A 23,095-nucleotide genomic window follows, 5' to 3' on the forward strand; every position below is an offset into this window, starting at 1 on the left:
GGGCGCTTCCTTTATGTCGGCATCGGCTCCAACAGCAACATCACCGAGCGCGGCATGCCCGCCGAATTGGACCGCGCGCAAATCTGGCAGGTCGACGCCGCGACCGGCGCCCACCGCCCCTTCGCCACCGGCATCCGCAACCCCACGTCGCTGGCCATCCAGCCCGGCACCGGGGTCTTGTGGGCGGTGGTGAACGAGCGCGACGAGCTCGGCCCGAACCTGGTCCCGGACTACCTCACCTCCGTGCGCGACGGCGGCTTCTACGGCTGGCCGTACAGTTACTGGGGCCAGAACGTTGACATGCGCGCGCAGCCGCAGGATCCGAAGAAGGTCGCCTCGGCGATTCGGCCCGACTACGGGCTCGGCTCCCACGTCGCGGCGCTGGGCGTCGCTTTCTCCAGCCCCGCAATGGGCACGCGTTTTGCCGAAGGCGTGTTCGTCGGGGAACATGGCAGCTGGAACCGCAGCCATCCGTCCGGCTACAAGGTCGTGTTCGTGCCGTTCCGCGGCGGCCGCCCGGCCGGGCCGCCGATCGACGTCGTCACCGGCTTCCAGGGCGCCGACGGCAAGACCCGCGGCCGCCCCGTCGGCGTCACCGTCGATCCCCGCGGAGCCCTGATCGTCGCCGACGACCTTTCCAACACCATCTGGCGCGTCGTCCCGACCCAGAAAGCCCCGGCCGCCGAAGCGCCGACCCGCCCCGCCGGCCCCGTGCCCAAGGGAAATCACGGCGGGAACAAGGCGCCCTATTAGGGTCTCTCCGGTTGATGCAGAAATGCCGTTTGGGCTGACGCCGTTCTGGCTGAGATGGTGCCCCTGAAGCCTGCTCTGCGCAGGTCGCAGCCGAGGCCGCACCACCCGTTCAGGATGCCGTTCGGCTGGCGAGGTCCTGGCCGCAATTGGTGCAGATGCGCGACGGGAAGACGGCGTGGGCCTGGGTGTCGGGGGCGTAGCCGGACGGGGGCGTGTGATCGAATATGTTTTGGCCGCAGGCGGGGCATTGCTGCGAGGCCAGCAGGTTGCCGATCGTGTCGCCCATCGGGCTGGTCCTGTAGCGCCGACTGTCCCAGCGCTCACTCGCTCCGAGGACGAGCGTACCCAGCCACAGCCACATCGGCGGCGTGGACGGCCGGTGCCGCGGCTGTCCCATCGCGTGGAAGAGGGCGGACATGTACCAGATGCAGCATGCCGCGAACGCCAGCTGGGCCCCCCGCACCAGCAGCGTCACGCCCATCCAGGCCGGATACGGCGCAAAGCGGCCGGGCTCCGGCGGCGGGGTGGCGTCGCCGTCCGGCATGTCTTCAAGCGCGGCCCGCGCGCGGAGGAAGGGCGGGGGGTCGATCATCAGTTTCTCCTCGCCGTGCCCGGATTGAAACGTTCCAAGGGTCCAAAATTCCGGGAAACTGCATCCCCGGCCTTCGCCTCCTGGATGACGTCGAGTCCCTTCTGTGACCATACCCAGCAACGCGCTTGCGTACTCGCGTACTGCCACACTCTCCTGCCCAGTGCGCAGGCTCGCTCGGATTCGGCGCTCAGCGGTGTGCATCCGGCGTAGGATGAGCTAGGTCTCTCCAGCCCATGCTCCTCCGAGTGGATCGGGCGTCCGAAGGAACTGCGGCGTGTTTGCAGGAGACTCCCCGCTGCAGGTCTGGGGCCCTGCGCATTTGCGCCTCGCTGTCGACGCTGCCTGCGTGGCTCTCTGGTCGTGGAACCTGGCTGACGATCGTTTCGCCATGGACGAACGGGCATTCGATCTTTGGGGGCTGCCCTGGTCGGAGTCGGTGACCTTCGAAAACCTGTCGGCTCACATTCATCCCGCTGACCGCGACCGAGTCCACGCAGCTTTCACAGCCACGCGGTCGGTTCCTGGCCCCTACGAGATCGATTTCCGGATCATGGTGGGCGACGATATTCGCTGGGTCTCGGCACGCGGAAGGGCTGCCGACGCCGATGCCGAGGACAGTCCAATGTTCGGTATCTTCCTCGACGTGACAGGAAGGAAACAGGCGGAAGAAGGAAGCGAACTGCTGGCAGGCGAGATGAGCCACCGGGTGAAGAACCTGCTCGCCATCGCGGCCGGCCTCACCGAGATCACCTCTCGATCCGCCGCAACGGTGGAAGAGATGACGGGCCAGTTGACGCGAAGGCTAACCTCTCTTGGCCGTGCACACGATCTCGTTCGGCCGCTGCCTGGAGCCCAGGGGAAGGCCGCACTCCTCGGCGATCTCATGGCCATCCTGCTATCGCCGTACGAAGACACCGGAGCATTTTCGGGGCGCATCCGCGTTGCCGTCCCTCGAATGGGGGTAGGCGAGAAAACGGCAACGACCCTCGCTATGGTTGTTCACGAACTCGCGACCAATTCCGTAAAGCACGGAGCGCTCTCGGCGGACACCGGGACGTTGGACCTCTCGGGTCGGACGGAGGAGGATGAAGTGCACCTCGTCTGGTCGGAAACCGGCGGGCCGCACGTCGACCAAATACCGGAAATGGCAGGCTTCGGCAGCCGGATGATCCTCAGGAGCGTGGCGACGCAGCTGGGCGGCTCGCTCACTTACGACTGGCAAACGTCGGGCCTCGTCGCAACGCTGATCATGCGTAAGGACCGAATGGAGCGCTGATCCCGAAACGTTGCAGTCTCAACGGAGTTGCCCCTCCCCAACGATCGTCCGCACCTGGGGAGAGCACCCGCAGCCCTGAGTGTCTGCTGTGGATCGAAAGCAGGTATTCCCGGGCGCGGGCAGGGCCGAGTGCCTCGGGATCGCGGTGCCTAGGCCGGCGGTGCGGCGCGCTCGCTGATCTGGAGGATCGGCTCGACGTTGGTGAAGTTCGCGATGTCGGCGATCACCTCGGCCGCGTGTTCGCCGGTCAAGGCGGCGTTGAGCGATTCATCGGTGTCGAAGTGGAGGATGCCGACGGCGAGGAAGGGCGGCTCGCCTCCGTCCACGGCCCGCTGCCCGATCAGCGCCTCCCCGCCGACCATGCCCGCACCGGCCCAGCGCTCGCCGGCCAGCGGCAGATGCTTTTCCCGATAATAAGCGGCGTCGAAGGTCGCGCCCGCTGAGCGCGGATAAAAGACTGTGAGCGTCGCCATCGGCCGTCCCCCCTGCTTCCGTGAAGGATGGGAATAGCGGAGGACGGGGAGCAACTCCACATGCCGGTTATGCCGGGGCGGCGGATGGCGGCCTAGGCGGCCGGCGCGGTCCCCGGCCGGATGTAGCCGAACATGTGCGGCACGTAGTCGACCTTGCCGAGCGGGACGCCGGCTTGGCGGAGGAGCGCGTAGGCGGTCATCTGGTGGAAGGCGACCTGGGGCAGGGCCCAGTCGCGGACATAGGTCTCGCCGGTCATGTCGAAGATCATGCCGGTGGGCAGGTCGTGCGCGAGCGGTTTGCCGGCCGCCGCGTCGAGTTCGTCCGGGCCCACCGTCGCGAGGAAGGCGGCGGCCTCGGCGATCCGGGCGCGCGCTTCCGCCCATGTTCCCGGCTTCTCGCCGCCGTCGCGCCCCTCCTGCCGAACCGCGAGCAGTGCGTCCGGCACCGCTTCGCCGCGGAGCCGGTAGATCGGCTCCTGCGCCTGGAACGCGAGGAAGCGCAGTTGCGTCGTCAGGGGGAACATGTCGGGCGCTAGCCGCAGGGCGAGCAACCCCGAAGGGTCCTCGCCCCGCGCCGCGGCGAACGCCTCCGCCTTGTCCAGCCATCCCTGGACGGCCTGAAGCTGGTGGGACAGGCTGGGGACGAGGAGGGCGGTGAGCTGCATGACGCCACGCCTGCCGCAAGGCGCGCGGCCGATCAAGGGCCGCCTACCGTACGCACGCCTGTTCATCCAACGTCAGCGCGATGCCGCGGGAGGATGCATGGACGGTGTCGCCGACCCGGCACGTGAGGCGGTTCATCTCGACCGTCTTGGTGCCGACCGCTCCAGTCTCGCTCCGGGCCGTGACGACGACCTCGTCCGGGTGCCATTTCGGATTTGCGTGCGGCGCGATGCTGACGACGAGAGCCCAGGTCTCGCGCTTCGGCTGCTCGGTGCAGGACGCGGCGGCAATCGTCCCCGCCAGCAGAATCGTGGAAGCCCGCATCGTGCGGAACGTGCGCTCTTTCTGGCACGCACACAAATCGAGCTCGCGCGAGGCGGACATCGCTGCCCGCCGCAACGGCATCGTAACCCAAGATCAGTTCGTGCGGCCTTGCGGGAAGTGTTGCACGTCGTCTGGCATCGAGACCCAATCGTGCATCGAAACCTCCCACACCGAACGCACCGGCGGGTGGAACGAGGGATCGGCGATCGTCCCGACCGCAACACCGATCATCGCCGGGTGCTTCGACGCCTTCGCATAAACCGTCGAGCCGCAATGGCCGCAGAAGAAGGTTTCGAAGATCCCGCCGCTGTCGGTGGGGCGTTCGAAGCGCCGGGCCTCGCCGTGGATCGTGACGAGATCCGCCGGATAGTAAGCGAGCAGTCCGAACGGCGAACCGCTCCGGCGCTGGCAATACAGGCAGTGACAGGCGACGACCGCGGGTGTGGGGCCGGGGAGATCGACGGCGAGCCCGCCGCACTGACATTGCGCTCGCATTACCGCCTCGTCGTTGTTGCAGCAGCGTTATCGGCGCGAGCGTGAATGTCCGCAACGTGCGAAAGCGACACTGACCTTGACCAAGGGTCGGCATACGGGCCAGTCCGCTGGGACCGATGCCTCGTGGGAGCCAGGTCATGCCAATCCGCGCAAAGCTATTCAGCCTCTTCGCCATGCTTGCTGTGTCAACGCAGGCCCGAGCGGCTGACTGGCAGCTCCAGGCCGCAGAAGGAACCCACGGCGTCGTCCTCACCTACGGCTCCGACCAGCCCGCCTCCTATCGATTTGAGTGCGCACCCAGCGAGGTGATCGTAACGGAGATTGGGGTCACGAAGCTGCTCGATCTGAAATCCGGGAAGCCGATCGGGGATGACCAACACGCGGTGATGCCATCGGGTGCGGCAATGATGGCGCTGTACGGTGGGAAAGGCGACCCGCAATTCCTCCCGGCCGAGGCGGCGAAGAATCCTGCCGGGGGATGGAATCTGACCATCCGCCTCCCAAAGAACGACAGGCAGCTGAAGGCTGTCGACAAGAACGAAATGATGTCGCTTTTCACGACGGGCTATACGCAGGCCGTTGCCATGGACGGCGGCGCCCGCGCAAAGTGGAAAGACTTCATGCAGCGCTGCAACGCCGCCCGCTGAGCCTTCGACGGCTATCCTTTATGGGTCGAAAGCGGGAGCGGTGTCGGGCGCTCCGAGCACCGCCCGTCGTGCCAAGCGCCATCGATCAGAATGAAAGTCGCCGTCCCCGTTTTCAGTCCGCAACCTCAAGCCTGGTCCCTCACCCAACGCCACACCGGCCCGTCCTCGGGGTCGACCACCGCGCCGGCGAGGGCAAAGCCGCACCGCTTCAGCGCCGAGCTGGAACTGCCTTCCTCCGGGAGGGTGTGGGCGATGACGCGCTTCACGGCCCCCGCGGAATGCTCGACGAGGTGCCGGATCGCCGCGGTTGCGAAGCCGTGACCTTCCAGACGGGGAAATGTGAAATAGGCGATCTCGACTTCGTCGTCGCGCGGGGCGGACTTGAAGCCGACAAGGCCCACATACCGGCCGCGCGCGACGTCGTGCGACCAGAACTGACCCCATTGAGGCGGCCGGGCCACCTGCTCGAACTGGGCGAGGACGGCGCCGAGGTCCGCCAGGGCCTCCTCGGCGTCGTCGAACCCCGCCGCGATCCCGTCCTGCAACGGAGGCGGTATCGTCGCCAGATCCTCCTGCGTGGCGGGGACGAGAACGAAGGAGCTCACGGCACGCACTTTCGAGGTAGGTCGCTCCTGCTGTTTTCTATTGCGATCGGCTCGAAGCTCAATGCCGGCGCACCGTGGGGACCATAGTTTCCCGCTGAATCCGCGCAACGGGCCGAAAGCGGAGGACCCGGCGAGCGTGCGCCTTGGCGCGCGGGCGGACAGCGCCTCAGAATCTGGGTTCCGTCCCGTCGCCGAGGCGCAATCGTCCCTCCGAAACTGTATACCAATGCTCTGGGTCCCTGCGCCGGTCGAGAAGGTGCCATTGCGGCTGCCCGTCCGTCGTGGAGAAGGAGAGGAAGCGGATCGGTCCTTCCATGGCCAGCTCCACCTCGGGCAACTTGCCGAACAGCGTCAGGCTTTCGATCCGCCTGTCGCGCAGGCGCGCCAGGCTTTGGTCCCAAAGGGCCTCGTCGCTCCAGCTGCCGCACAGGATGCCGCTATCGTCCTCGACGCGCCAGCTCCACTCGACCCCGAGCGAGACCTGACCTTGACGATTCGCAGGTAAACCGTCCCGCCTCGGCCTTGGACTAAGCTCGCCAAACTCGAAGAAAATCGCCGATCCGTAGCCGCGCCAGAGGTGGCTGATGGGCTGGCCCGAGAGACTGGCAGCCAGGCTCTCAAATGCTGCCGTTGCTTCCATGGTCCTTGACTGCCCGACGGACGGAACGGCGGCAATGGGCGGAGCGGACATTGACGTCGTACCGGCCCCTTCCATAGGTTGGACTATGCCCGCGCCGGTCAAAGCTGCTATCCACTGCGGAGCCGCCTTTGCCGTCAGCCTTGCCCTGGCAGCCTGTTCGATCGTCAATATCTCCCTGGCGTCGGCTGTGCTGACGGAGCGCAGGTTTCGCGGAGGCATTTTCTTTGCGGGGCCTTTCCTATTTTTCGCGGACCTCCGCGAAAAATAGGAACTCGCCTATTTGGATTTTTCGCTTGACAGCGTCACGCTGCTATGGCACAAGTATGTCATCGTCAAGACGTGTAGGTGAGTGGCCTCGGCAAGTCTGACGGCCAACTCCGGCGCGTGCGCGGCGGCCCCGCCGGTTGACGCAAGCGCCTCCGCCGATAAAGGGGCTCCGGCAGGGAGCCCGCCGGCTCCCGTCTTTCCCAAGGGAGCCCGATGGCCGCGGAACCGAGACTGCTTGCCAATGCGATCCGGGCGCTGGCGATGGACGCGGTGCAGGCGGCGAACAGCGGCCACCCCGGCATGCCGATGGGGATGGCCGACGTCGCGACCATCCTGTTCACCGAATATCTGAAATACGATCCTGCGGACCCCGACTGGCACGACCGCGACCGCTTCGTTCTGTCGGCCGGCCACGGCTCGATGCTGCTCTACGCCTTGCTCTACTTGACCGGCTACAAGCAGCCGACGATCGAGGACATTGCCAATTTCCGCCAGCTGAGCTCGCCTTGCGCCGGACACCCGGAGAACTTCCTGCTGCCGGGAGTCGAGGCGACGACCGGGCCGCTGGGGCAGGGGCTGGCGATGGCCGTCGGCATGGCGATTGCGGAGCGGCATCTCAACGCGGTGTTCGGCGACGAGCTGGTCGATCACCGCACCTGGGTGATTGCGGGCGACGGCGACCTCATGGAGGGCGTCAACCACGAGGCGGCGGGGCTGGCGGGGCATCTCGGCCTGGGCCGGCTGAAGGTGTTCTGGGACGACAATAGGATCACCATCGACGGCGCCACCGACCTTTCGACCTCCGAGGATATCCCGGCGCGCTATGCGGCTTATGGCTGGCACGTGGTGCGTTGTGACGGACACGATGCGGCCGACATCCGCCGGGCGATCGACGAGGCGCTCGCCGATCCGCGGCCGTCGCTCATCGCCTGCCGGACGATCATCGGCTGGGGCGCGCCCAACAAGCAGGGCACCTCGGCCACCCACGGGGCCGCGCTCGGCGCCGAGGAAGTCGCCGCCGCGCGCAAGCAGCTGGTGTGGGATTCGGAGTCTTTCGTCGTCCCCGAGCCGATCCTTTCCGCCTGGCGCGCGGCGGGGACGCGGTCGAAGGGCGAGCATGCCGCCTGGCGCGGCCGGCTGGCCGGGTCGAAGCAGGAGGAGGAGTTCCTCCGGCGGATGGAGGGGCGGCTTCCCGCCGACACCGGCCTCGAAGGCTGGCTCGACGACCTCGCCGCCAACCCGCAGAAGATCGCCACCCGCAAGGCTTCCGAGCTCGCCCTCGACGCGATCAACCCGGCGGTCCCGGAGACGATCGGCGGCTCGGCGGATTTGACGGGCTCCAACAACACCAAGTCGAAGGGCCAGCAGCCCTTCACCCGCGACGACCCCTCCGGCCGCTACATCTATTACGGCATTCGCGAATTCGGCATGGCGGCGGCGATGAACGGCATGGCGCTGCATGGGGGCGTGATCCCCTATGGCGGCACCTTCCTGATCTTCTCCGATTATTGCCGCCCCGCCATCCGGCTCTCCGCGCTGCAGCAGGTCCGCGTCGTCTACGTGATGACCCACGATTCGATCGGTTTGGGCGAAGACGGGCCGACCCACCAGCCGGTCGAGCAGCTGACCAGCCTGAGGCTGATCCCGAACCTCGCCGTGCTGCGCCCTGCCGACGCCGTCGAGACGGCCGAATGCTGGGCGCTGTCGCTGGCGCGGTCGACGGGGCCTTCCTTGCTCGCGCTCAGTCGTCAGAATTTGCCGCAGGTGCGGACCGAGCGGTCGGCGGAGAATCTGTCCGCCCGCGGCGCCTACCGCCTCCGCTCCGCCTTCGCCTCGCGGCGCGTGGTGATGATCGCGACCGGCTCCGAGGTGCAGCTGGCGCTCGCCGTCGCCGACGCCCTTGAAGCTCAAGGCGTGGGCGCCGATGTGGTGTCGATGCCGTGCTGGTCGCTGTTCGACGGTCAGGAGGCGGCGTATCGCGAGGACGTGCTGCCGCCGCATGTGTTCAAGGTCTCGATCGAGGCCGGCGTGACGCTCGGCTGGGAGCGCTATGTCGGCCCGCGTGGCCTCAGCATTGGCCTCGACCGGTTCGGCGCCTCGGCGCCGGCGGAGGATCTGTTCAAGCGCTTCGGCTTCACCGCCGAGGCGATCGTGCCGCTCATCGAGGCGGCGCTCGCAGCACAAGGAGACGAATGACATGGCGACGCGGGTGGCAATCAACGGCTTCGGCCGGATCGGGCGCCTGGTGGCGCGGGCGCTGCTTCAGCGCCAGGACAGCGGGCTTGAGCTGGTCTCGATCAACGACCTCGCCGACGCCGAGTCGAACGCTTTGCTGTTCAAGCGGGACAGCGTCCACGGCGCCTGGCCGGGCGAGGTGCGCGCCGACGGCAACGATCTGATCATCGACGGCCGCCGCATCCTCGTCACCGCCGAGCGCGACCCGGCCAAGCTGCCCCACGCCGCCAACAAGATCGACATCGCGCTGGAATGCACCGGCTTCTTCGCCGAGCGCGACAAGGCCGCGGCGCACCTTACCGCCGGCGCGAAGCGGGTGCTGATCTCGGCGCCGGCCAAGGGCGCGGACCTCACCGTCGTCTACGGCGTCAACAACGACAAACTGACCGCCGAGCATAAGATCGTCTCCAACGCCTCGTGCACCACCAACTGCCTGGCGCCGATCGCCAAGGTGCTGAACGACGCGATCGGCATCGAGCGCGGGCTGATGACGACGATCCATTCCTATACCAACGACCAGCGCATCCTCGACCAGATCCATTCCGACAAGCGCCGCGCCCGCGCCGCCGCCATGTCGATGATTCCGACGACGACGGGCGCCGCGCGCGCCGTCGGCGAGGTGCTGCCGGAGCTCAAGGGCAAGCTCGACGGCTCGTCAATCCGCGTGCCGACGCCGAACGTCAGCGTCGTGGACTTGACCTTCACGCCGAGCCGCGACACCAGCCTCGACGAGGTGAACGGCGCGCTCAAGGCTGCGTCGGAGAGCGGGCCGCTGAAGGGGATCCTCGCTTATTCCGAGGAGCCGCTCGTCTCCATCGACTATAACGGCAATCCGGCGAGTTCGACGGTCGACAGCCTCGAAACAGCCGTGATCGAGGGCAAGCTGGTGCGCGTGCTCAGCTGGTACGACAACGAATGGGGCTTCTCCAACCGCATGGTCGACACCGCGGGCGCGATGGCGCGGCTGATCTGAGTCGTACCGTCATCCCGGCGGAAGCCGGGATCTCGTGGAGACGTGCCGTGACATCTTGTTGGGAGACCCCGGCTTTCGCCGGGGTGACGAGGACATCATGACAGGCTTCAAGACCCTCGACGACATTGGCGACGTGCGCGGCAAAAGGGTGCTGGTCCGTGAGGATCTAAACGTGCCCATGCAGGACGGGCACGTCTCCGACGACACCCGCTTGCGCGCCACCGTGCCGACGGTGAGCGAGCTTGCCGACAAGGGTGCGATCGTCCTCGTCCTCGCCCATTTCGGACGGCCGAAGGCGCCGGGGCCGGAATATTCCCTGGCCCGCATCACGAAGGCCTATGAGGAGGTGCTCGGCCGCCCGGTCCGCTACGTCGACTGGGAGGTGGCGGACGAGAATGTGGCGATGCTCCAGCCGGGAGACATCGCGCTCCTCGAGAACACGCGCTTCTTCGGCGGCGAGGAGAAGAACGACCCCGCCGTCGTCGACCGCTTCGCGCGGCTCGGCGACCTCTACGTCAACGACGCCTTCTCCGCCGCCCACCGCGCCCATGCGTCGACGGAAGGCCTCGCGCACCGCCTCCCCGCTTTTGCCGGGCGGGCGATGGAGGCGGAGCTGAAGGCGCTGGAAAAGGCGCTCGGGGCGCCCGAGCGGCCGGTGGCGGCAGTGGTCGGCGGCGCGAAGGTCTCGACCAAGCTCGAAGTGCTGCGCCACCTGGTGGCGAAGGTCGATCACCTCATCATCGGCGGCGGCATGGCCAACACCTTCCTCGCCGCGCGCGGCGTCGATGTCGGCAAGTCGCTGTGCGAGCATGATCTGAAGGACATTGCGCTCGAAATCCTCGACGCGGCGGAGCGGGCGAACTGCATTGTGCACCTGCCGTACGACGTGGTGGTGGCCAAGGAATTCGCGGCCAATCCGCCGTCCCTCAGGACCTGCAACGTCCACGAAGTTGGAGAGGACGAGATGATCCTGGATGTCGGCCCCGCCGCCGTCGAGGCGCTCTCGGACGTCCTCAAGACGTGCCGCACTTTGGTGTGGAACGGCCCGCTCGGCGCCTTCGAAACCCCGCCGTTCGACGCCGCGACGGTGGCGCTGGCCCGTACCGCGGCGGCGCTGACCCAGAGCGGGAGCCTCGTCTCGGTGGCGGGCGGGGGCGATACGGTCGCGGCGCTCAACCATGCTGGGGTGGCGGACGGCTTCACCTTCGTCTCGACCGCGGGCGGCGCCTTCCTCGAATGGATGGAGGGGAAGGAGCTTCCGGGGGTCAAGGCGCTGGAGCGTCAGTGAAAAACGCGCTCTACTTTGCGTGGTCCTATCCTGCGCAAAAGTTTGGCGGGGCCGTACACACGCTAGCAACCTGTTTCGCTCCCGGTTGGCAGCGAATGCTCTACGCTCTAATGGAGCGGACCGCGTTGCAGCCGGACCATTTTCCTGAGCGTGACCTTTATGATCGCTACTCCAACTTGCTGAAGCAAGCCAGGGAGTTTGGCCCGCTCTACATCGGGCAGCGTCCATATTGGGGAAGTTTAGAAAACACGCTGAGGCGACGTCGCCGAGTCACGCTCAGCCGGTACGCGCGTGAGATCGTCGCGATCTCTGAGGCAATCGAGAGTCGTCGCGGCTCCTATATCGATTAGGGGGGAAGAGGCAGCCCGATGATCCGCATCCGTGACATCGACCATGTGGTGTTCCGCGTCGTCGATCTCGAAACCGTCGCCGCCTTCTGGCGCGACATGCTCGGTGCTCGTTTCGAGAGGCACCAGGAGGAGATCGGGCTTTACCAGCTGCGCGTCGGCACCAGCCTCGTCGATCTGGTGCCGGTCGACGGCAAGCTCGGGCGGATGGGCGGGGCCGCGCCGGGGAAGGAGGGCCGCAACGTCGATCATGTCTGCTTCCGGGTCGAGCCGTGGGACGAGGCGGCCGTCCTCGGCCATCTCGCGAGCCACGGCATCGCGGCGGAGGTGACGCAGCGTTACGGCGCCGACGGCGAGGGGCCGTCCATCTACCTCCACGATCCGGAGGGGAATTTGATCGAGTTGAAGGGGCCGGCGGCAGGCTGAGGCTGTCTTGCCTCCCCGCGCGAAGCGCTGGGGAGGGGACCACCCGAAGGGTGGTTGAGGGGTAATCCTACCCGCTCCAGGTTCGAGAATGGGGACGTCTGCGCGTTTGCAATACCCCTCCACCACCTTCGGTGGTCCCCCTCCCCATCCTGACGTATGGGGAGGCACGAGAGCTCAGTTCGGCGGAGCGTTGCCGCCACCCCGCGCCCTGCCGACGCTGGCGGGTTGGGGCGGGACGTTGGAGGCTGCGTCGGCGGTGAGCTCCGCATAGAAGCGGTCGAGGTCGAGGCGCATGTGGTGGAGCTCGTCCGGGTTCAGATAGACCATGTGGCCGGCCTGGTAGTAATGGAACTGGAGGTTGCCGCGCTGCGACGGCTCCAGCATCATGTGCTTCAGGTCCCGCTCGGTCGAGAAGAACGGCGTCGCCATGTCGTAATAGCCGTTGAGCGAGAGCACCTTCAGATAGGGGTTGGTGCGCATCGCGGCGGCGAGGTCGACGGTGACGGCGGGCTGCTGCTGGGCGCCCTGGCCGCCGCCGGGCGCGCGATGCTCCCAGCTCCAGCGGAATTCGCCGCCGTCCCGGGCGCTCAGCCGGTAGTCCATGTCGGTGTCGTAGCCGATCTCGCGGCTGAGATAGTCATGGAGGTTGGCGATGAACGCGCCGGAAATGGCGGTGTCGGACGGGTCGTATTCGGGGCGCTCGCCGGCGGCATCGGGGTTGGTGCCGAGATAGCGGCTGTCGAAGCGGCCGATCGTCTGGCGCCGGTCGCGCAGCAGCTCGGTCTGGAAGCGGGAGAGATCGACGCGCAGGTTCGTGCGGCGGAGGAATTCGGGCGAGAGGCCGGTGAAGCGGCTCATCGCCTGGGCGACCTGGGCTTCCTCTTCGGGGGAGAGGTCCTGGCCCTTGGCGAGCGCGCTCGCATAAGGCCCGTTGGCGAACTGGCGCGCCTGCTCGACGAAGGCGGGGAGCTCGGTGCCCTGGCCGGCGCGGCGGTGATACCAGGCGGTGGCGGCGTAGCTCGGCAGATAGCCGATATAGAGCTGGTCGTAGCCCGGCTGGCGAATGCCGTAATTGAGGATCGAGGAGAGGAGGACGACGCCGTTCAGCGCCATGCCGCGGTCCTGCAGCGCGTAGGCCAGGGCAGCCGAGCGGGTGGTGCCGTAGCTCTCGCCGAAGATCACCTTCGGGTCGTTCCAGCGCGCATTCTTGGTGACGTAGCGCATGATCGCCTTGGCGAAGGCGTCGACGTCCTGGTCGACGCCGTAGAAATCGGCCGGCTTGGCGTCGCCCAATGGCCGCGAATAGCCGGTGCCGACCGCGTCGATGAACACCATGTCGGTGCGATCGATCAACGTGTCGGGGTTGGGGCCGAAGGCGTAGGGGGCGGGGCGGATATATTCGGGGTTGGCGGTCTGCACCCGCATCGGCGCGAACGAGCCCATGTGGAGCCACAGGGACGCCGAGCCGGGGCCGCCATTGTAGAAGAAGGTGAGCGGCTTGCGACGGCCCGAGGGCGGGCTGGTATAGGCGACGTAGAAGACGGACGCGGTCGGCTTGCCGTCCTTGTCGCGGATGGTGAGGGTGCCGGCGGTGGCGCGGTAGCGGACGACGCGGCCGCCGATCGCGACGCTGTGGTCGCTCGTCTTGGTCTGCTCGGCGACGGGGGCGACGGCCCAGTCCTTCTTGTCCTCGGCCGGACGCGGGGCCGCCGGGCCGTCGCGCCGTTCGCCGGGGGCCGCGGCGGTGGCGGCCGGGGCTTCGCCGCGCTGCGGGCGGGGTGGCTGGGCGGCGGCGGGCGCGGTTAGGAGGAAAGCGAGGGCGGAACCGGCGAGAAGGGCAAGGCGCATCGTTGGGGAACCCCGGGCGGAGGAAGAGACGCAGGCCCTCTACGGCCTTTGGAAGGAGTTTCTCAAGCGGTTAGCTGGCGCTTCGGAACGATGCGACGATAAGGCCTTTCGACCGTTTGTCGCATCGGACGGGTGCGGCTAGGAGCGGCGCCGGGGGAATGGAGTGTGCTTATGCCCGAACGCTGGTCCGCGCGATTGCGCCGACGTTATCTCGACATCCTCGCCTCCATCTACATCTACAACGAGCATCGCGGCTATTCGAGCCTCGACCGGGTGCTGGAGGCGGTGCGGGCGCGCTGTCCGGACGACCGCGGGTTCATCGCCGAGGTCGAAAAGCACCGCGCCGACGAGCGCAAGCATTACATCATGTTCCGCCGCTATTTCGAAGCGCGCGGCGAGATGCCCTATGCGGTCGACCGCACCTGCGGCCATATCGACCGGCTGATCCGGCTGACCTTCGGGTGCCAAATCGACGATCTCGACACCGCGGCGGTGGTCAAGGACGGTGCGCTGTTCAACAAATTGTGCCGGATCATCATGATCACCGAGATACGCGGGATGCGGATGGTCGACGTGCTGCTCGCCTCCTCGCTGATCGGCGAGGACCGGGCGCTGGTGAAGATCTTCAAGGTGGTGGAGCGGGACGAGCCGTCGCACTGGATGCCCTACGAAGCGTGGCTCCGCGCCCATGACGGTGGCCGGCCGCGGTTGCGCGAGCGGATCGCCGACACCTGGGTGCACCTCAGCCTGGTGCTCGCCAAGCTGCCCTTGCTCTACTTGAACCCGCGGCTGGCGCGGCGGCGGGACTGGTATGACAGCGGCGAGGCGGAGCAGGCGCCCGTGCTCGCCGCGGCCTGAGGCCGTGCGGTTCGAGGTCGCGCGGGACGACGGCTCCCGGGACCGGCGCATCGACGATCCGACCAATACCTGGGGCGTGCACCTGGCGGGGCGGGTGCTGCTGCCGTGGGCGCTGAGGCGGGGCGTCTCGGCGAACGCGGTGTCGGTCGTGGGGCTGGTGCTCGGGACGGCGGCGGCGGCGGCCTATTGGCGCTGGGCCGACCCGCGCTGGGCGACCTTGGGGTTCGGGCTGTGCGTCGGCTGGCTGGTGGCCGACGGGCTCGACGGGATGATCGCCCGCGCCACCGGCTCGGCGTCCGATCTCGGGCGGCTGCTCGACGGGCTGTGCGACCATGTTGTGTTCGTACTCCTCTACGTCAGCCTGGCCGCCTCCATCGGCACGGGCGGGGGGTGGCTGCTCGCGGTCGCGGCAGGCGCCGCGCATGCGGTGCAGGCCAGCCTGTTCGAAGGCGAGCGGATGCGGTTTCACCGTCGGGTTTCGGGGGCGGTTCAGCCGGAGAAGGTGAGCGATCCGGGGCGGCCTGTGCTGATCCGCCTGTACGACGCCGTGGCGGGGGCGTTCGACGCCGCCGCCGAGCCGTTCGAGCGGTCGATGCGCGCCTCGCCCGATCCGGCGGAGCTGGGGCGGGGCTACGGCGTGCGGGCGGTGCCGCCGATGCGGCTGATGGCGCTGCTCACCAACAACGTGCGGGTGATCGCCTTCTACCTTGCCTGCCTGGCCGGACGGCCGGCGCTGTACTGGTGGTTCGAGCTTGGGCCGCTGACGCTCGTCGCCGTCGCCGGCATCGCGTGGCACCGAAGGGTGGAGCGAGGCATGCGCCGCGCCTGACGCGGCCGCGGTGCGTTCAGGCCGCCTCGTACTTGTTTTCGCGGCGGCGGCCGACGAGGAGGCCGCGCTCGAGGCGGTCGCACAACGCCGCGTAATAATCTTCGAGGAAGCCTCGGTCGTCGCCGTCGTCCGGGAGACCGGCCTTGCGCTGGATGGTGGCGGCGACGGTGGCGATCGCCTCGGGCTGGCCGTTGCGCAGCACATCTTCCAGCGTCTGCAGCTCGTAGACGCCGTAGAGGCCGAGCGCGGCATCGCTGAAGCGGCGGCGCTGGCGGGTCGAGACGGACGCGGCGAGATCGACGCCGAGCTCGTCGGTGGCGGTGCGGACCACCCAGGTGCCGGCGACGAGATCGCCGACGCGCAGCCGGTCGCGGTTGAAGAGGGGGAAGAATAGGAAGATGCCGCTCCACAGCAGGGCGAAGAGGGTGAGGAAGGTGTCCGCCACCCCTTCCGCGGCCTGCGCGGCGAGGAAGGAGAGGGGGAGAAACACTTCGATCTCGCGCATCGCATTGCGCGCGAGGACGGCGCCGCCGGTGAGCCGCGCGCCGTCGCGGGCGACCACCCGGAGGCCGAGCAGGCGCTTGCCCGGCGTCGCGCCGCGGCCGCTCATCTCGAACAGGGTGAACCAGAAGTTCCTGAGAATGAAGAAGCCGACCAGCCAGAGGATGCCGAGGATCTCCGCCTTGGAGGCCATGGCGAGCACCACCACCACGATCGTGCCGGCGATGAGGACGACGACCATGGCGACGAGGTCGAGCAGGAAGGCCGCGGCGCGGGCGCCGGCGCCGCCGAGCTCGAGCTTCAGGTCGACGCCTTCGGGCGTGACGAAGCTGCGCCGCATCGTGCGCGGTGGCTTTTCCTCGCGGCGGCGGAACGGCCACATCAGCCGCGCGCCCTTCGCGGCAGATAGAAATAGAGGCACCAGCCGGCCAGCATGGCGAGGCCGATGGCGTAGCGACTGGTGTCGTCGGTGATGGTCTGGCGCCCGATCCCTTCGAGGAGGCCGGCGACGGACAGCATGACGATGGTCCCCGCCATGACGAGCGCGGCGCTGCGGCCGGCGCGGACGGCGGCGTCGGTGCGCGTCTCGCGGCCGGGAAAGGCGATGGCGAGGCCGATCCGCATGCCGGCGGCGGCGGAGAGGCAGATGGCGAACAGCTCGGTCGTGCCGTGGATGCACAGCCAGCCGACCGCATTCCAGCCGAGGCCCTTCGCCGCGAAGACTTCGACGAAGGCGCCGACGCTGAGGCCGTTATAGACGACCAGCAGCACGGTCGGCACGGCGAAGGCGAAGCCCAGGGCGAAGGAGAAGATCGCGATCTGCGAATTGTGGGTGAAGAGGAAGGCGGCGAAGGTGCCGAGGAAGTCGTCGTGGCGGGCGTACAGGGTCTCCCGGAGGGCGGCGGCGGTGGCGGTCGGGTCGCGGCCGCCGGCCATCGCCTGCGGGATGATGCCGTAGAACCAGCTCGGGTCGCTGGCGACGAGCAGGTAGCCGACGGTCGCGCTGGCGAGGGTGAGGAAGACGGTGACCAGGGTCTCCTTCCACAGGCTCTGCACCGCCTCGGCCCAGCCGCGGACGAAGAAATGGGCAAGCTGCCGCCAGGGGGAGGTGCGGACGCCGTAGATCTGGAAATAGGCGCGGGTCGACAGCTGCTCGAGATAGGCGACGAGGGCGCGGTCGAGCGAGGTATCGCGGGCGACGGAGAGCGAGGAGAGGGTGGTGCGATAGAGGCCGGGGAGGGCGAGGAGCTCCTCGTCCGAGAGCCGGCCGAGCGACCCTTTCTCGATCCGCTTCAATATGTCGTCGAGTCGCTCCCAGTCGCCGGCATGGGCGGCGCGGAAGCGGCTGGCGTTGACCAAAGGCGGACCAGGGGCGGCGTCGAGCAAAGCGGACGCGTTGGGGTTCACAGCAAATTCCTGCGCTTCAGGTCGAAATAGCCGGCGACGAGGCTTTCGCCGACCTTGTCATGCTCGGCCTCGATGACGTGGACGCCGAGATGCTGGAGCCGGAGGATGGCGAGACGGCGCTCGTGGAGCAGGGCGGCGGCGGTGACGGCGCGGGTGACGTCGTCGGCATCCTCGGGGCGGCGCGCGACGATCGCCTCGAGCTCCTCGTCGCGCAGCACGACGACGAGGAGGAGGTGGGTCTGGACTATCCGGCGCGCGGCGCGGACCATGAAATCGGCCGACGTGAGGTCGGTGAACTCAGTGAACAGGACGATCATCGAGCGGCGGGTGAGGCGGGCGGAGAGTGTGGTGAGGGCGAAGGTGTAATTGGTCTCGTCGCCGGAATAGTCGATGGCGGCGGCGAGGCGCTGGAGCTCGCCGAAGGCGGCGGCGCCCGAGACCAGGCCGCTGGCGATGCGCGGGCGGGAATCGAAGGCGTGGAGGGCGACGCGGTCGCCGAGCTTCAGCGCCACCCAGGCGGTGAGCAAGGCGGCGGAAACGGCGCGGTCGACGCGGGGAAGCCCGGCGACCGGCTCCGACATCTGCCGGCCGGCATCGACGGCGAAGACGATCTGGGCGTTGCGCTCGATCCGGTACTCCTTGGCATGCAGCTTCATGTGGCGGGCCGACTGCTTCCAGTCGATCGCGCGGCGGTCCATGCCCGCGCGGAACTCGACCAGGGCATCGAAATCGGCGCCCTCGCCGCGCTGCGCCTGGGTGAGCAGGCCGTCGAGCGCGTGGCGCTGGAGGAGCTGGGCGCCGCGCTCGTGCAGCGGGCGGAGGTCCGGGAGAATCGGGAAGCTGTGCTCGGCATCGATGCGGCGCTGGCGCCAGGCGAGGCCGAGCGGGCCGCGCCAGCGCAGCCAGGCCGTACCGATCCGCGCCATGCCGCGGCGGGCGGCGGTGACGGGGAGCAGAACCGCGCCGGCGCCGCCTTCGAGCGGGACGATGGCGCGGCCGTCATCCCCCACCGCCAGCAGCGCGTTGACGCCGAGCGCCACCACGGCGGAGCGGGGCGGGCGGGTGCCGTCGACATGGACGTCGAGCGTCACGTCGCGGGTCTCACCGACATAGGCGAAGGCGGGAAGGGCGATGGCGAGGCGCCCGCCGCGGGGGGCGAGGAGGGCGTCGAACAGGGTCAGGAGGAGGATGGCGACCGGCCAGGCGAGGCCGGCATACCAGCGCCCCGGCGCCGCCGCGGCGAGGACGAGCGTCAGCGGCACGCCCGCCGCCGCCGCCATCACCGCAAGGCGCGTCGGGTAGATCAACGCGGCGCCTCGATCGCCTCGATGATGTCGGTGACGACTTCCTCGACCGCGCGGCCGTTGATCTCGGCGGCGGGCGAGAGGATGAGGCGGTGGCGGAGCAAAGCGGGGGCGAGCGCCTTCACGTCGTCGGGAATGACGAAGTCGCGCCCGTCGAGGGCGGCCCGTGCCCGGGCGGCGCCGGCGAGGACGGCGCCCGCGCGCGGCGAGGCGCCGGTCTGGAGATCCGCGACCTCGCGGGTGCCCCGGACCAAATCGGTGATATAGTCGATCACCTCGTCGACCAGCCGCAGGCCGGCGACCGTATCGATTGCCGCCGCCACGGCCGCCGCGTCGGCGCAGCGCTCGACGCCCCATTCCGCCGGGTCCATCGAGGTCTTGCAGGCGCCGTGGCTGGCGATGATCCGCCGCTCCTCCTCCGCGGAGGGGTAGTCGACCTTCTGCTTGAACAGGAAGCGGTCGAGCTGGGCCTCGGGGAGGGGGTAGACGCCCTGCTGTTCGATGGGATTCTGCGTCGCGACGACCATGAAGCGGGGGGAGAGCGCCAGGCTCTCGCCGTCGATGGTGACGGTCCGCTCCTGCATCGCCTCCAGGAGCGCCGCCTGGGTCTTGGGCGGGGTGCGGTTGATCTCGTCGGCGAGCAGCAGCTCGGTGAAGATCGGGCCGCGGGTGAGGGTGAAGGTCGAGGTCTGGAAGTTGAATAGATTGGCGCCGATGATGTCGCCCGGCATCAGGTCCGGCGTGAACTGGATGCGGCCGAAATCGAGACCGACGGCGCGGGCGAAGCTGTGGGCGACCAGGGTCTTCGCCGTTCCCGGCGGGCCTTCCAAAAGGATGTGACCGCCCGAGAAGAGGGCGACGAGCATCAGCTGCACCGTCTCCTCCTGGCCGACGACGGCCTTGGCGACCTCGCTGCGTATCGCCTCGCCGAGCGAGCGGACCTCTTCTACCGTCACGCGTCTTTCTCCCTCTTCCAATCGTGGAGCGCCTGCGCGGCGCTCAGCAGATGATCCTGGTCCCGCGCCTCGGCGGCGGCGGCGGCGAGCTCCGAGAAGCGGCGCCCGCCGAGGCCGTCGAGATAGGCGTCGAGCGCGCTGCCCTGCAGTCGGGCCGGGGCCGCGAAGGCGGTGGCGGCGCGCTGGCGCATGAGATCGGCATAACGCGCGCCGAGCGCGGCCTGCCGCCGCGCCTTGCGCACCAGCGCCGCGACATTGTCGACCAGGGCGGCCTTGCCGAAGGCGAGCGCCCGCTGCGGCCGGCGCGGGGCCCCGAAGCGGAACAGGCCGTGCAGCCCGGCGAGGAGCATGGCGGCGGCCAGCGCCAGCGTAGCGGCGAGGAAGGGCGGCTCGAAGAGGAGCTTGAGCGGGCTTTTAGAGTGGCCGAGGCCGTTCAGCGTCACGTCGAAGAGGATGTTGGGATCCCGATTTCCCAGATAATCGAGCAAGGCGAGCGCCGCGGCGGCCTGGTGGATGTCGGCCATGCCGCGATTGTCGAGCAGATCGGGATCGGCGAGGATGTAGACGCGGCTGTCGGCGACCTGGGCGACGACGATGCGACCGTCCGGATCGGTGACGATCGGCTTCAGGCCCGCGCCCGACACCGTCTGCAGGCCGCCGGGCGCGGTGAAGTGCATCTCCGAGGGGGCGTCCGTGGGGACGGTGCGCAGCGGCGTGCCGGCGATCCGGCGGCGCTCGACGGTCAGCTTGCGCTGCGGGGCGAGCAGGCGCTCCGGGTCGAAGCTGGGCAGCAGCCCGGTCGTCGCGACCCAGCCGGGATGGGAAGGATCCTTGGCCGTCTGCCATTTGGGCATGACGAGGAGGGTCGGCTTGCCCCGGTGCCGGCGGAGGAGGTCGCTGAGATCGTCGGCCCCACTGTCGGGCGTGGCGACGACCAGGGCCTCTTCGTCGTCCAGCGCGGCGAGACTGCGCATGATCGCGGGGTCGCGCCCCGTGGCCTCGGCGAGGCGGACGATGCCGCTGAACCCGGTGGCGGCGTTCGAAAGGGCATGGCCGCCGCCATTCTGGCCGGAGCGCAGATCGGGCGCATAGGCGCCGAGGACGAGCATCGCCACGAAGGCGAGAATGCCGACGGCGGCGATCAGCCCGATCAGGACAGGATTGAACGCACCGTCGCCGCGGCCGTCCCGGATCGCGATTTCGCTCATGCCTTCCAGGCTCCGGGCAGCACGAAATCCGCGTAGGCGCTGCGCGCTACGGTCCAGTCCCCCGCCTCGACGCTCCGGCCGCCGAACAGGCTGCGCTCGACGAGGGCGGCGATGCGGGCGAAGATGTCCCGGGCGGCGGCGGGAAGGGCGCTCGCCCCCGCCAGCTCGCGGCTGGTGAGGGCGGGGCGGACCAGGCGGGGGCGGCGGCGGGCGATATCCTCGACCGAGCGCAGCAGAAGGTGGTGGATCGCCTCGGCATAATGCCCGCGGCCGGCAAGCGCGTCGGCCTCCTCGAGCCAGGCGCGGGCGGGGGCTTCGTCGGGGCACCATTCCTCCTCCGCTTCGGGCGTGCCGGAGACGAGCCGGCGGCGGCGGAACGGCCATTGCCAATTGCCGTCCCGGATCCCGCGCCAGAGCACCACGATCAGGGTTGCGGCGGCGGCGGCGAGGATCGTCCAGAGGATGATCTTCGCCCAGGGCGCATCGGGCATGAAGCTGGTAACCCAGCGCAAGAAGCGTCCGACGGGGCGCAGCCACTCGCCGAGCCAGCGGAAAGTGGAGACGAGCCATTCCGGCGGCTTTCGCGGCTCGAGCCGATGCATCTGGAACTGGATGTCGGGATTGGCGAGCAGGGCCCGGTGCGCGGCGTCGAGCCTGGCGGCGTCCGCCGCCTGCACCTGCGCTCCCCCCGCCACTTATATGCCCCTCAAGAACCCCGTCGCGGCAAAGGATTAGCCGAAGAGCGCTGCTGCGCAATCGCAAAAATTGGCGCTGGACAGGCTGCCGCCGCTGCGCCAGCTTTCCCCTACGGCAAGGGGCCGGCGACAGGGGGCGGAAAATGGCGACGGCAGCAGCAGGCGGCGGCGAGCGCGGAATCTCGATCGAGCGCATTTTCGGGCGTGCCTTCGGGACGATACGGGCCAATCCCCTCGCGACGCTCGGGATAGCCTTCCTGTTCAGCGCCGTGCCCTCGGTGGCGATCAATTATTTCGTGCAGGGCCAGCAAATGCAGCTAATGACGAGGATCGGGCCGCGGGGCGCAATCGCCTTCGGCCTCGTCATGATCGTCGTCAGCCTTGTCATTTCGGCGATCACCCAGGGCGCGCTGGTCCGCGCGACGGTGGCGCACAGCGCGGGCCGCGAGTCGACCCTCGCCGAATCGGCGTCCGCGGGTCTGGTGGTGATCGTTCCGCTGTTTCTGACCAGCCTGCTCGTTGCGCTCGGCGTCGGCTTCGCGATGATCCTGCTGATCGTTCCCGGGATCATGTTGTACTGCGCCTGGGCCGTCGCCAGCCCGGTCGTGGTGGCGGAGCGGCTCTGGCCGTTGGCGGCGGTGCAGCGGAGCGCCGACCTGACGCGGGGCGCCCGCTGGAAGGTGTTCGGGCTGCTGCTCATCATGCTCGTCGGCTACTGGATCATCTCGGCCGTCGTGGGTGTGATCACCCTCCAGATGACCGGCGGCATCCGGGGCGCTGCTGCGATGGCCGCGAGCGGCGGCTTCCCCATCGGATTTCTGGTCATGGGCGGCATCGTCCAGACGATCGTCGCCTGCGTCTGGGGCGTCGTTATCTCGTCGCTGTACGTCGATCTGCGCGAGTGGAAGGACGGTCCGGAATCCGCCAACCTCGCCGAGGTGTTCGCTTAAGCCACCGCCTGCTACGGGCGCCGGCATGACCGGATTCGCCCTGCTCCTCGCGCTCGCCGCGCCCGCCGCCGCGCCCACCCACGCTGCGGGCGCAGCGCCGACGCCCGACGCGCTGATGCACGCCGACGACGAGGCGGTGCGGCGCGGCTTTACCAGGACCCGCAAGACCGTCCCGCTCGCCTTCCAGGGGAGCTTCCGCCGCACCGCTGCCGAGTGCGGTACGGAGAGCGACACTGCCCTCGTCATCGGCCCGACCAGCATCCGCATTGCCGGGAAAGAGGGGGCGGGGAAGGAGGGCGACGTGCAGGAGGTGCGGGTCGAGGGGCCGCGCAAGATCCTCGTCACCTCGATCTACGAAGGCGGCGGCGAGGTGTGGGAGAAGACGGAGACGCTGCTCCTCGGACGCGAGGGCCGCAGCATCGCGTTCCAGCTCGACACGGGGCCGTACACGCGGGTGCGCTGCCCGGCGAATTGACCGGTTCTCGCTAAGCGGTTGAGCCTCCAGCATCTTATCTTCTCGACTTCGTTCGTTCGA

General features: G+C 68.6%; 26 protein-coding genes. 12 read left to right on the forward strand and 14 right to left on the reverse strand.

The window, feature by feature from the left end; all coding sequences use genetic code 11:
• Positions 1-753, forward strand: a 753-nt coding sequence (locus tag VGC56_RS09360) for a PQQ-dependent sugar dehydrogenase (RefSeq protein WP_464124630.1), incomplete at its 5' end; no start/stop codon positions are given.
• Between the two features lie 109 nt (positions 754-862).
• Here the strand turns inward: VGC56_RS09360 and VGC56_RS09365 are convergent.
• Positions 863-1,345, reverse strand: coding sequence for a hypothetical protein (locus tag VGC56_RS09365; RefSeq protein ID WP_464124631.1), 483 nt, complete (start codon positions 1,343-1,345; stop codon positions 863-865).
• A gap of 388 nt (positions 1,346-1,733) precedes the next feature.
• On the opposite strand from VGC56_RS09365, the gene VGC56_RS09370 reads away from it, so the two are divergent.
• The gene (locus VGC56_RS09370; RefSeq protein ID WP_464124632.1) at positions 1,734-2,621 is read left to right on the forward strand and encodes a sensor histidine kinase; all 888 of its coding nucleotides are present in this window, start codon (positions 1,734-1,736) and stop codon (positions 2,619-2,621) included.
• A gap of 149 nt (positions 2,622-2,770) precedes the next feature.
• Here the strand turns inward: VGC56_RS09370 and VGC56_RS09375 are convergent, their stop codons facing one another.
• From VGC56_RS09375 to VGC56_RS09390, 4 genes are all read right to left on the reverse strand, one after another.
• Entirely contained in the window at positions 2,771-3,094 is a 324-nt protein-coding gene (locus VGC56_RS09375; protein WP_464124633.1) for an EthD family reductase, read from the reverse strand.
• A 92-nt stretch (positions 3,095-3,186) separates the two neighbouring features.
• Positions 3,187-3,759, reverse strand: a complete 573-nt coding sequence (locus VGC56_RS09380) for a DUF1993 domain-containing protein (RefSeq protein WP_464124634.1) — start codon at positions 3,757-3,759, stop codon at positions 3,187-3,189.
• Between the two features lie 43 nt (positions 3,760-3,802).
• Positions 3,803-4,141 (reverse strand): hypothetical protein, encoded by a 339-nt coding sequence (locus VGC56_RS09385; RefSeq protein WP_464124635.1) that lies wholly within the window; start codon positions 4,139-4,141, stop codon positions 3,803-3,805.
• A gap of 33 nt (positions 4,142-4,174) precedes the next feature.
• The gene (locus VGC56_RS09390; protein WP_464124636.1) at positions 4,175-4,576 is read right to left on the reverse strand and encodes a GFA family protein; all 402 of its coding nucleotides are present in this window, start codon (positions 4,574-4,576) and stop codon (positions 4,175-4,177) included.
• 137 nt (positions 4,577-4,713) lie between these two features.
• On the opposite strand from VGC56_RS09390, the gene VGC56_RS09395 reads away from it, so the two are divergent.
• Positions 4,714-5,223, forward strand: coding sequence for a hypothetical protein (locus tag VGC56_RS09395; protein ID WP_464124637.1), 510 nt, complete (start codon positions 4,714-4,716; stop codon positions 5,221-5,223).
• A 125-nt stretch (positions 5,224-5,348) separates the two neighbouring features.
• Here VGC56_RS09395 and VGC56_RS09400 read toward each other — a convergent pair whose 3' ends face one another.
• Both VGC56_RS09400 and VGC56_RS09405 read right to left on the reverse strand, forming a co-directional pair.
• A complete protein-coding gene (locus VGC56_RS09400; protein ID WP_464124638.1) occupies positions 5,349-5,828 on the reverse strand; it encodes a GNAT family N-acetyltransferase in 480 nt (159 codons plus the stop codon).
• A 166-nt stretch (positions 5,829-5,994) separates the two neighbouring features.
• Entirely contained in the window at positions 5,995-6,636 is a 642-nt protein-coding gene (locus VGC56_RS09405; protein WP_464124639.1) for a hypothetical protein, read from the reverse strand.
• Between the two features lie 312 nt (positions 6,637-6,948).
• Between VGC56_RS09405 and tkt the strand changes: the two genes are divergently transcribed.
• From tkt to VGC56_RS09430, 5 genes are all read left to right on the forward strand, one after another.
• Positions 6,949-8,931: a transketolase gene (tkt, locus tag VGC56_RS09410; RefSeq protein ID WP_464124640.1), complete on the forward strand. Its 1,983-nt coding sequence runs from the start codon at positions 6,949-6,951 to the stop codon at positions 8,929-8,931.
• Between the two features lies 1 nt (position 8,932).
• Positions 8,933-9,943 (forward strand): type I glyceraldehyde-3-phosphate dehydrogenase, encoded by a 1,011-nt coding sequence (gene gap / locus VGC56_RS09415; RefSeq protein ID WP_464124641.1) that lies wholly within the window; start codon positions 8,933-8,935, stop codon positions 9,941-9,943.
• A 97-nt stretch (positions 9,944-10,040) separates the two neighbouring features.
• On the forward strand, positions 10,041-11,231 hold the full coding sequence (locus VGC56_RS09420) for a phosphoglycerate kinase (RefSeq protein ID WP_464124642.1): 1,191 nt from the start codon (positions 10,041-10,043) through the stop codon (positions 11,229-11,231).
• Positions 11,228-11,581: a hypothetical protein gene (locus VGC56_RS09425; protein WP_464124643.1), complete on the forward strand. Its 354-nt coding sequence runs from the start codon at positions 11,228-11,230 to the stop codon at positions 11,579-11,581. The genes VGC56_RS09420 and VGC56_RS09425 overlap by 4 nt, the downstream gene beginning before the upstream one ends.
• A gap of 18 nt (positions 11,582-11,599) precedes the next feature.
• A complete protein-coding gene (locus VGC56_RS09430; RefSeq protein ID WP_464124644.1) occupies positions 11,600-12,004 on the forward strand; it encodes a VOC family protein in 405 nt (134 codons plus the stop codon).
• 174 nt (positions 12,005-12,178) lie between these two features.
• Here the strand turns inward: VGC56_RS09430 and VGC56_RS09435 are convergent, their stop codons facing one another.
• Positions 12,179-13,852: a S10 family peptidase gene (locus VGC56_RS09435; RefSeq protein WP_464124645.1), complete on the reverse strand. Its 1,674-nt coding sequence runs from the start codon at positions 13,850-13,852 to the stop codon at positions 12,179-12,181.
• Positions 13,853-14,023: 171 nt separating this feature from the next.
• Between VGC56_RS09435 and VGC56_RS09440 the strand changes: the two genes are divergently transcribed.
• Together VGC56_RS09440 and VGC56_RS09445 are read left to right on the forward strand one after the other, a co-directional pair.
• Complete coding sequence (locus VGC56_RS09440) at positions 14,024-14,710, forward strand: ferritin-like domain-containing protein (protein ID WP_464124646.1); 687 nt, start codon at positions 14,024-14,026, stop codon at positions 14,708-14,710.
• Positions 14,711-14,714: 4 nt separating this feature from the next.
• On the forward strand, positions 14,715-15,539 hold the full coding sequence (locus VGC56_RS09445; protein ID WP_464124647.1) for a CDP-alcohol phosphatidyltransferase family protein: 825 nt from the start codon (positions 14,715-14,717) through the stop codon (positions 15,537-15,539).
• 16 nt (positions 15,540-15,555) lie between these two features.
• On the opposite strand, the gene VGC56_RS09450 is transcribed toward VGC56_RS09445, so the two are convergent.
• Genes VGC56_RS09450 through VGC56_RS09475 form a run of 6 tightly spaced genes read right to left on the reverse strand, consistent with a single transcriptional unit; the run spans position 15,556 to position 21,610 of the window.
• The gene (locus tag VGC56_RS09450; protein ID WP_464124648.1) at positions 15,556-16,422 is read right to left on the reverse strand and encodes an RDD family protein; all 867 of its coding nucleotides are present in this window, start codon (positions 16,420-16,422) and stop codon (positions 15,556-15,558) included.
• The gene (locus tag VGC56_RS09455; RefSeq protein ID WP_464124649.1) at positions 16,422-17,447 is read right to left on the reverse strand and encodes a stage II sporulation protein M; all 1,026 of its coding nucleotides are present in this window, start codon (positions 17,445-17,447) and stop codon (positions 16,422-16,424) included. Before VGC56_RS09455 ends, VGC56_RS09450 begins: the two co-directional genes overlap by 1 nt.
• Positions 17,444-18,754: a DUF58 domain-containing protein gene (locus tag VGC56_RS09460; protein WP_464124650.1), complete on the reverse strand. Its 1,311-nt coding sequence runs from the start codon at positions 18,752-18,754 to the stop codon at positions 17,444-17,446. The genes VGC56_RS09455 and VGC56_RS09460 overlap by 4 nt, the downstream gene beginning before the upstream one ends.
• Positions 18,751-19,707, reverse strand: a complete 957-nt coding sequence (locus VGC56_RS09465) for an AAA family ATPase (RefSeq protein ID WP_464124651.1) — start codon at positions 19,705-19,707, stop codon at positions 18,751-18,753. Before VGC56_RS09465 ends, VGC56_RS09460 begins: the two co-directional genes overlap by 4 nt.
• Positions 19,704-20,915, reverse strand: coding sequence for a DUF4350 domain-containing protein (locus VGC56_RS09470; protein ID WP_464124652.1), 1,212 nt, complete (start codon positions 20,913-20,915; stop codon positions 19,704-19,706). The genes VGC56_RS09465 and VGC56_RS09470 overlap by 4 nt, the downstream gene beginning before the upstream one ends.
• Positions 20,912-21,610, reverse strand: coding sequence for a DUF4129 domain-containing protein (locus tag VGC56_RS09475; RefSeq protein WP_464124653.1), 699 nt, complete (start codon positions 21,608-21,610; stop codon positions 20,912-20,914). Before VGC56_RS09475 ends, VGC56_RS09470 begins: the two co-directional genes overlap by 4 nt.
• A 143-nt stretch (positions 21,611-21,753) precedes the next feature.
• Here VGC56_RS09475 and VGC56_RS09480 point away from each other — a divergent pair, with 143 nt between their 5' ends.
• The gene (locus VGC56_RS09480) at positions 21,754-22,560 is read left to right on the forward strand and encodes a hypothetical protein (protein WP_464124654.1); all 807 of its coding nucleotides are present in this window, start codon (positions 21,754-21,756) and stop codon (positions 22,558-22,560) included.
• A 25-nt stretch (positions 22,561-22,585) separates the two neighbouring features.
• Complete coding sequence (locus VGC56_RS09485; protein WP_464124655.1) at positions 22,586-23,035, forward strand: hypothetical protein; 450 nt, start codon at positions 22,586-22,588, stop codon at positions 23,033-23,035.
• Positions 23,036-23,095: the final 60 nt, after the last annotated feature.

The organism is Allosphingosinicella sp. (genome assembly GCF_036403745.1).
Classification (GTDB): domain Bacteria; phylum Pseudomonadota; class Alphaproteobacteria; order Sphingomonadales; family Sphingomonadaceae; genus Allosphingosinicella.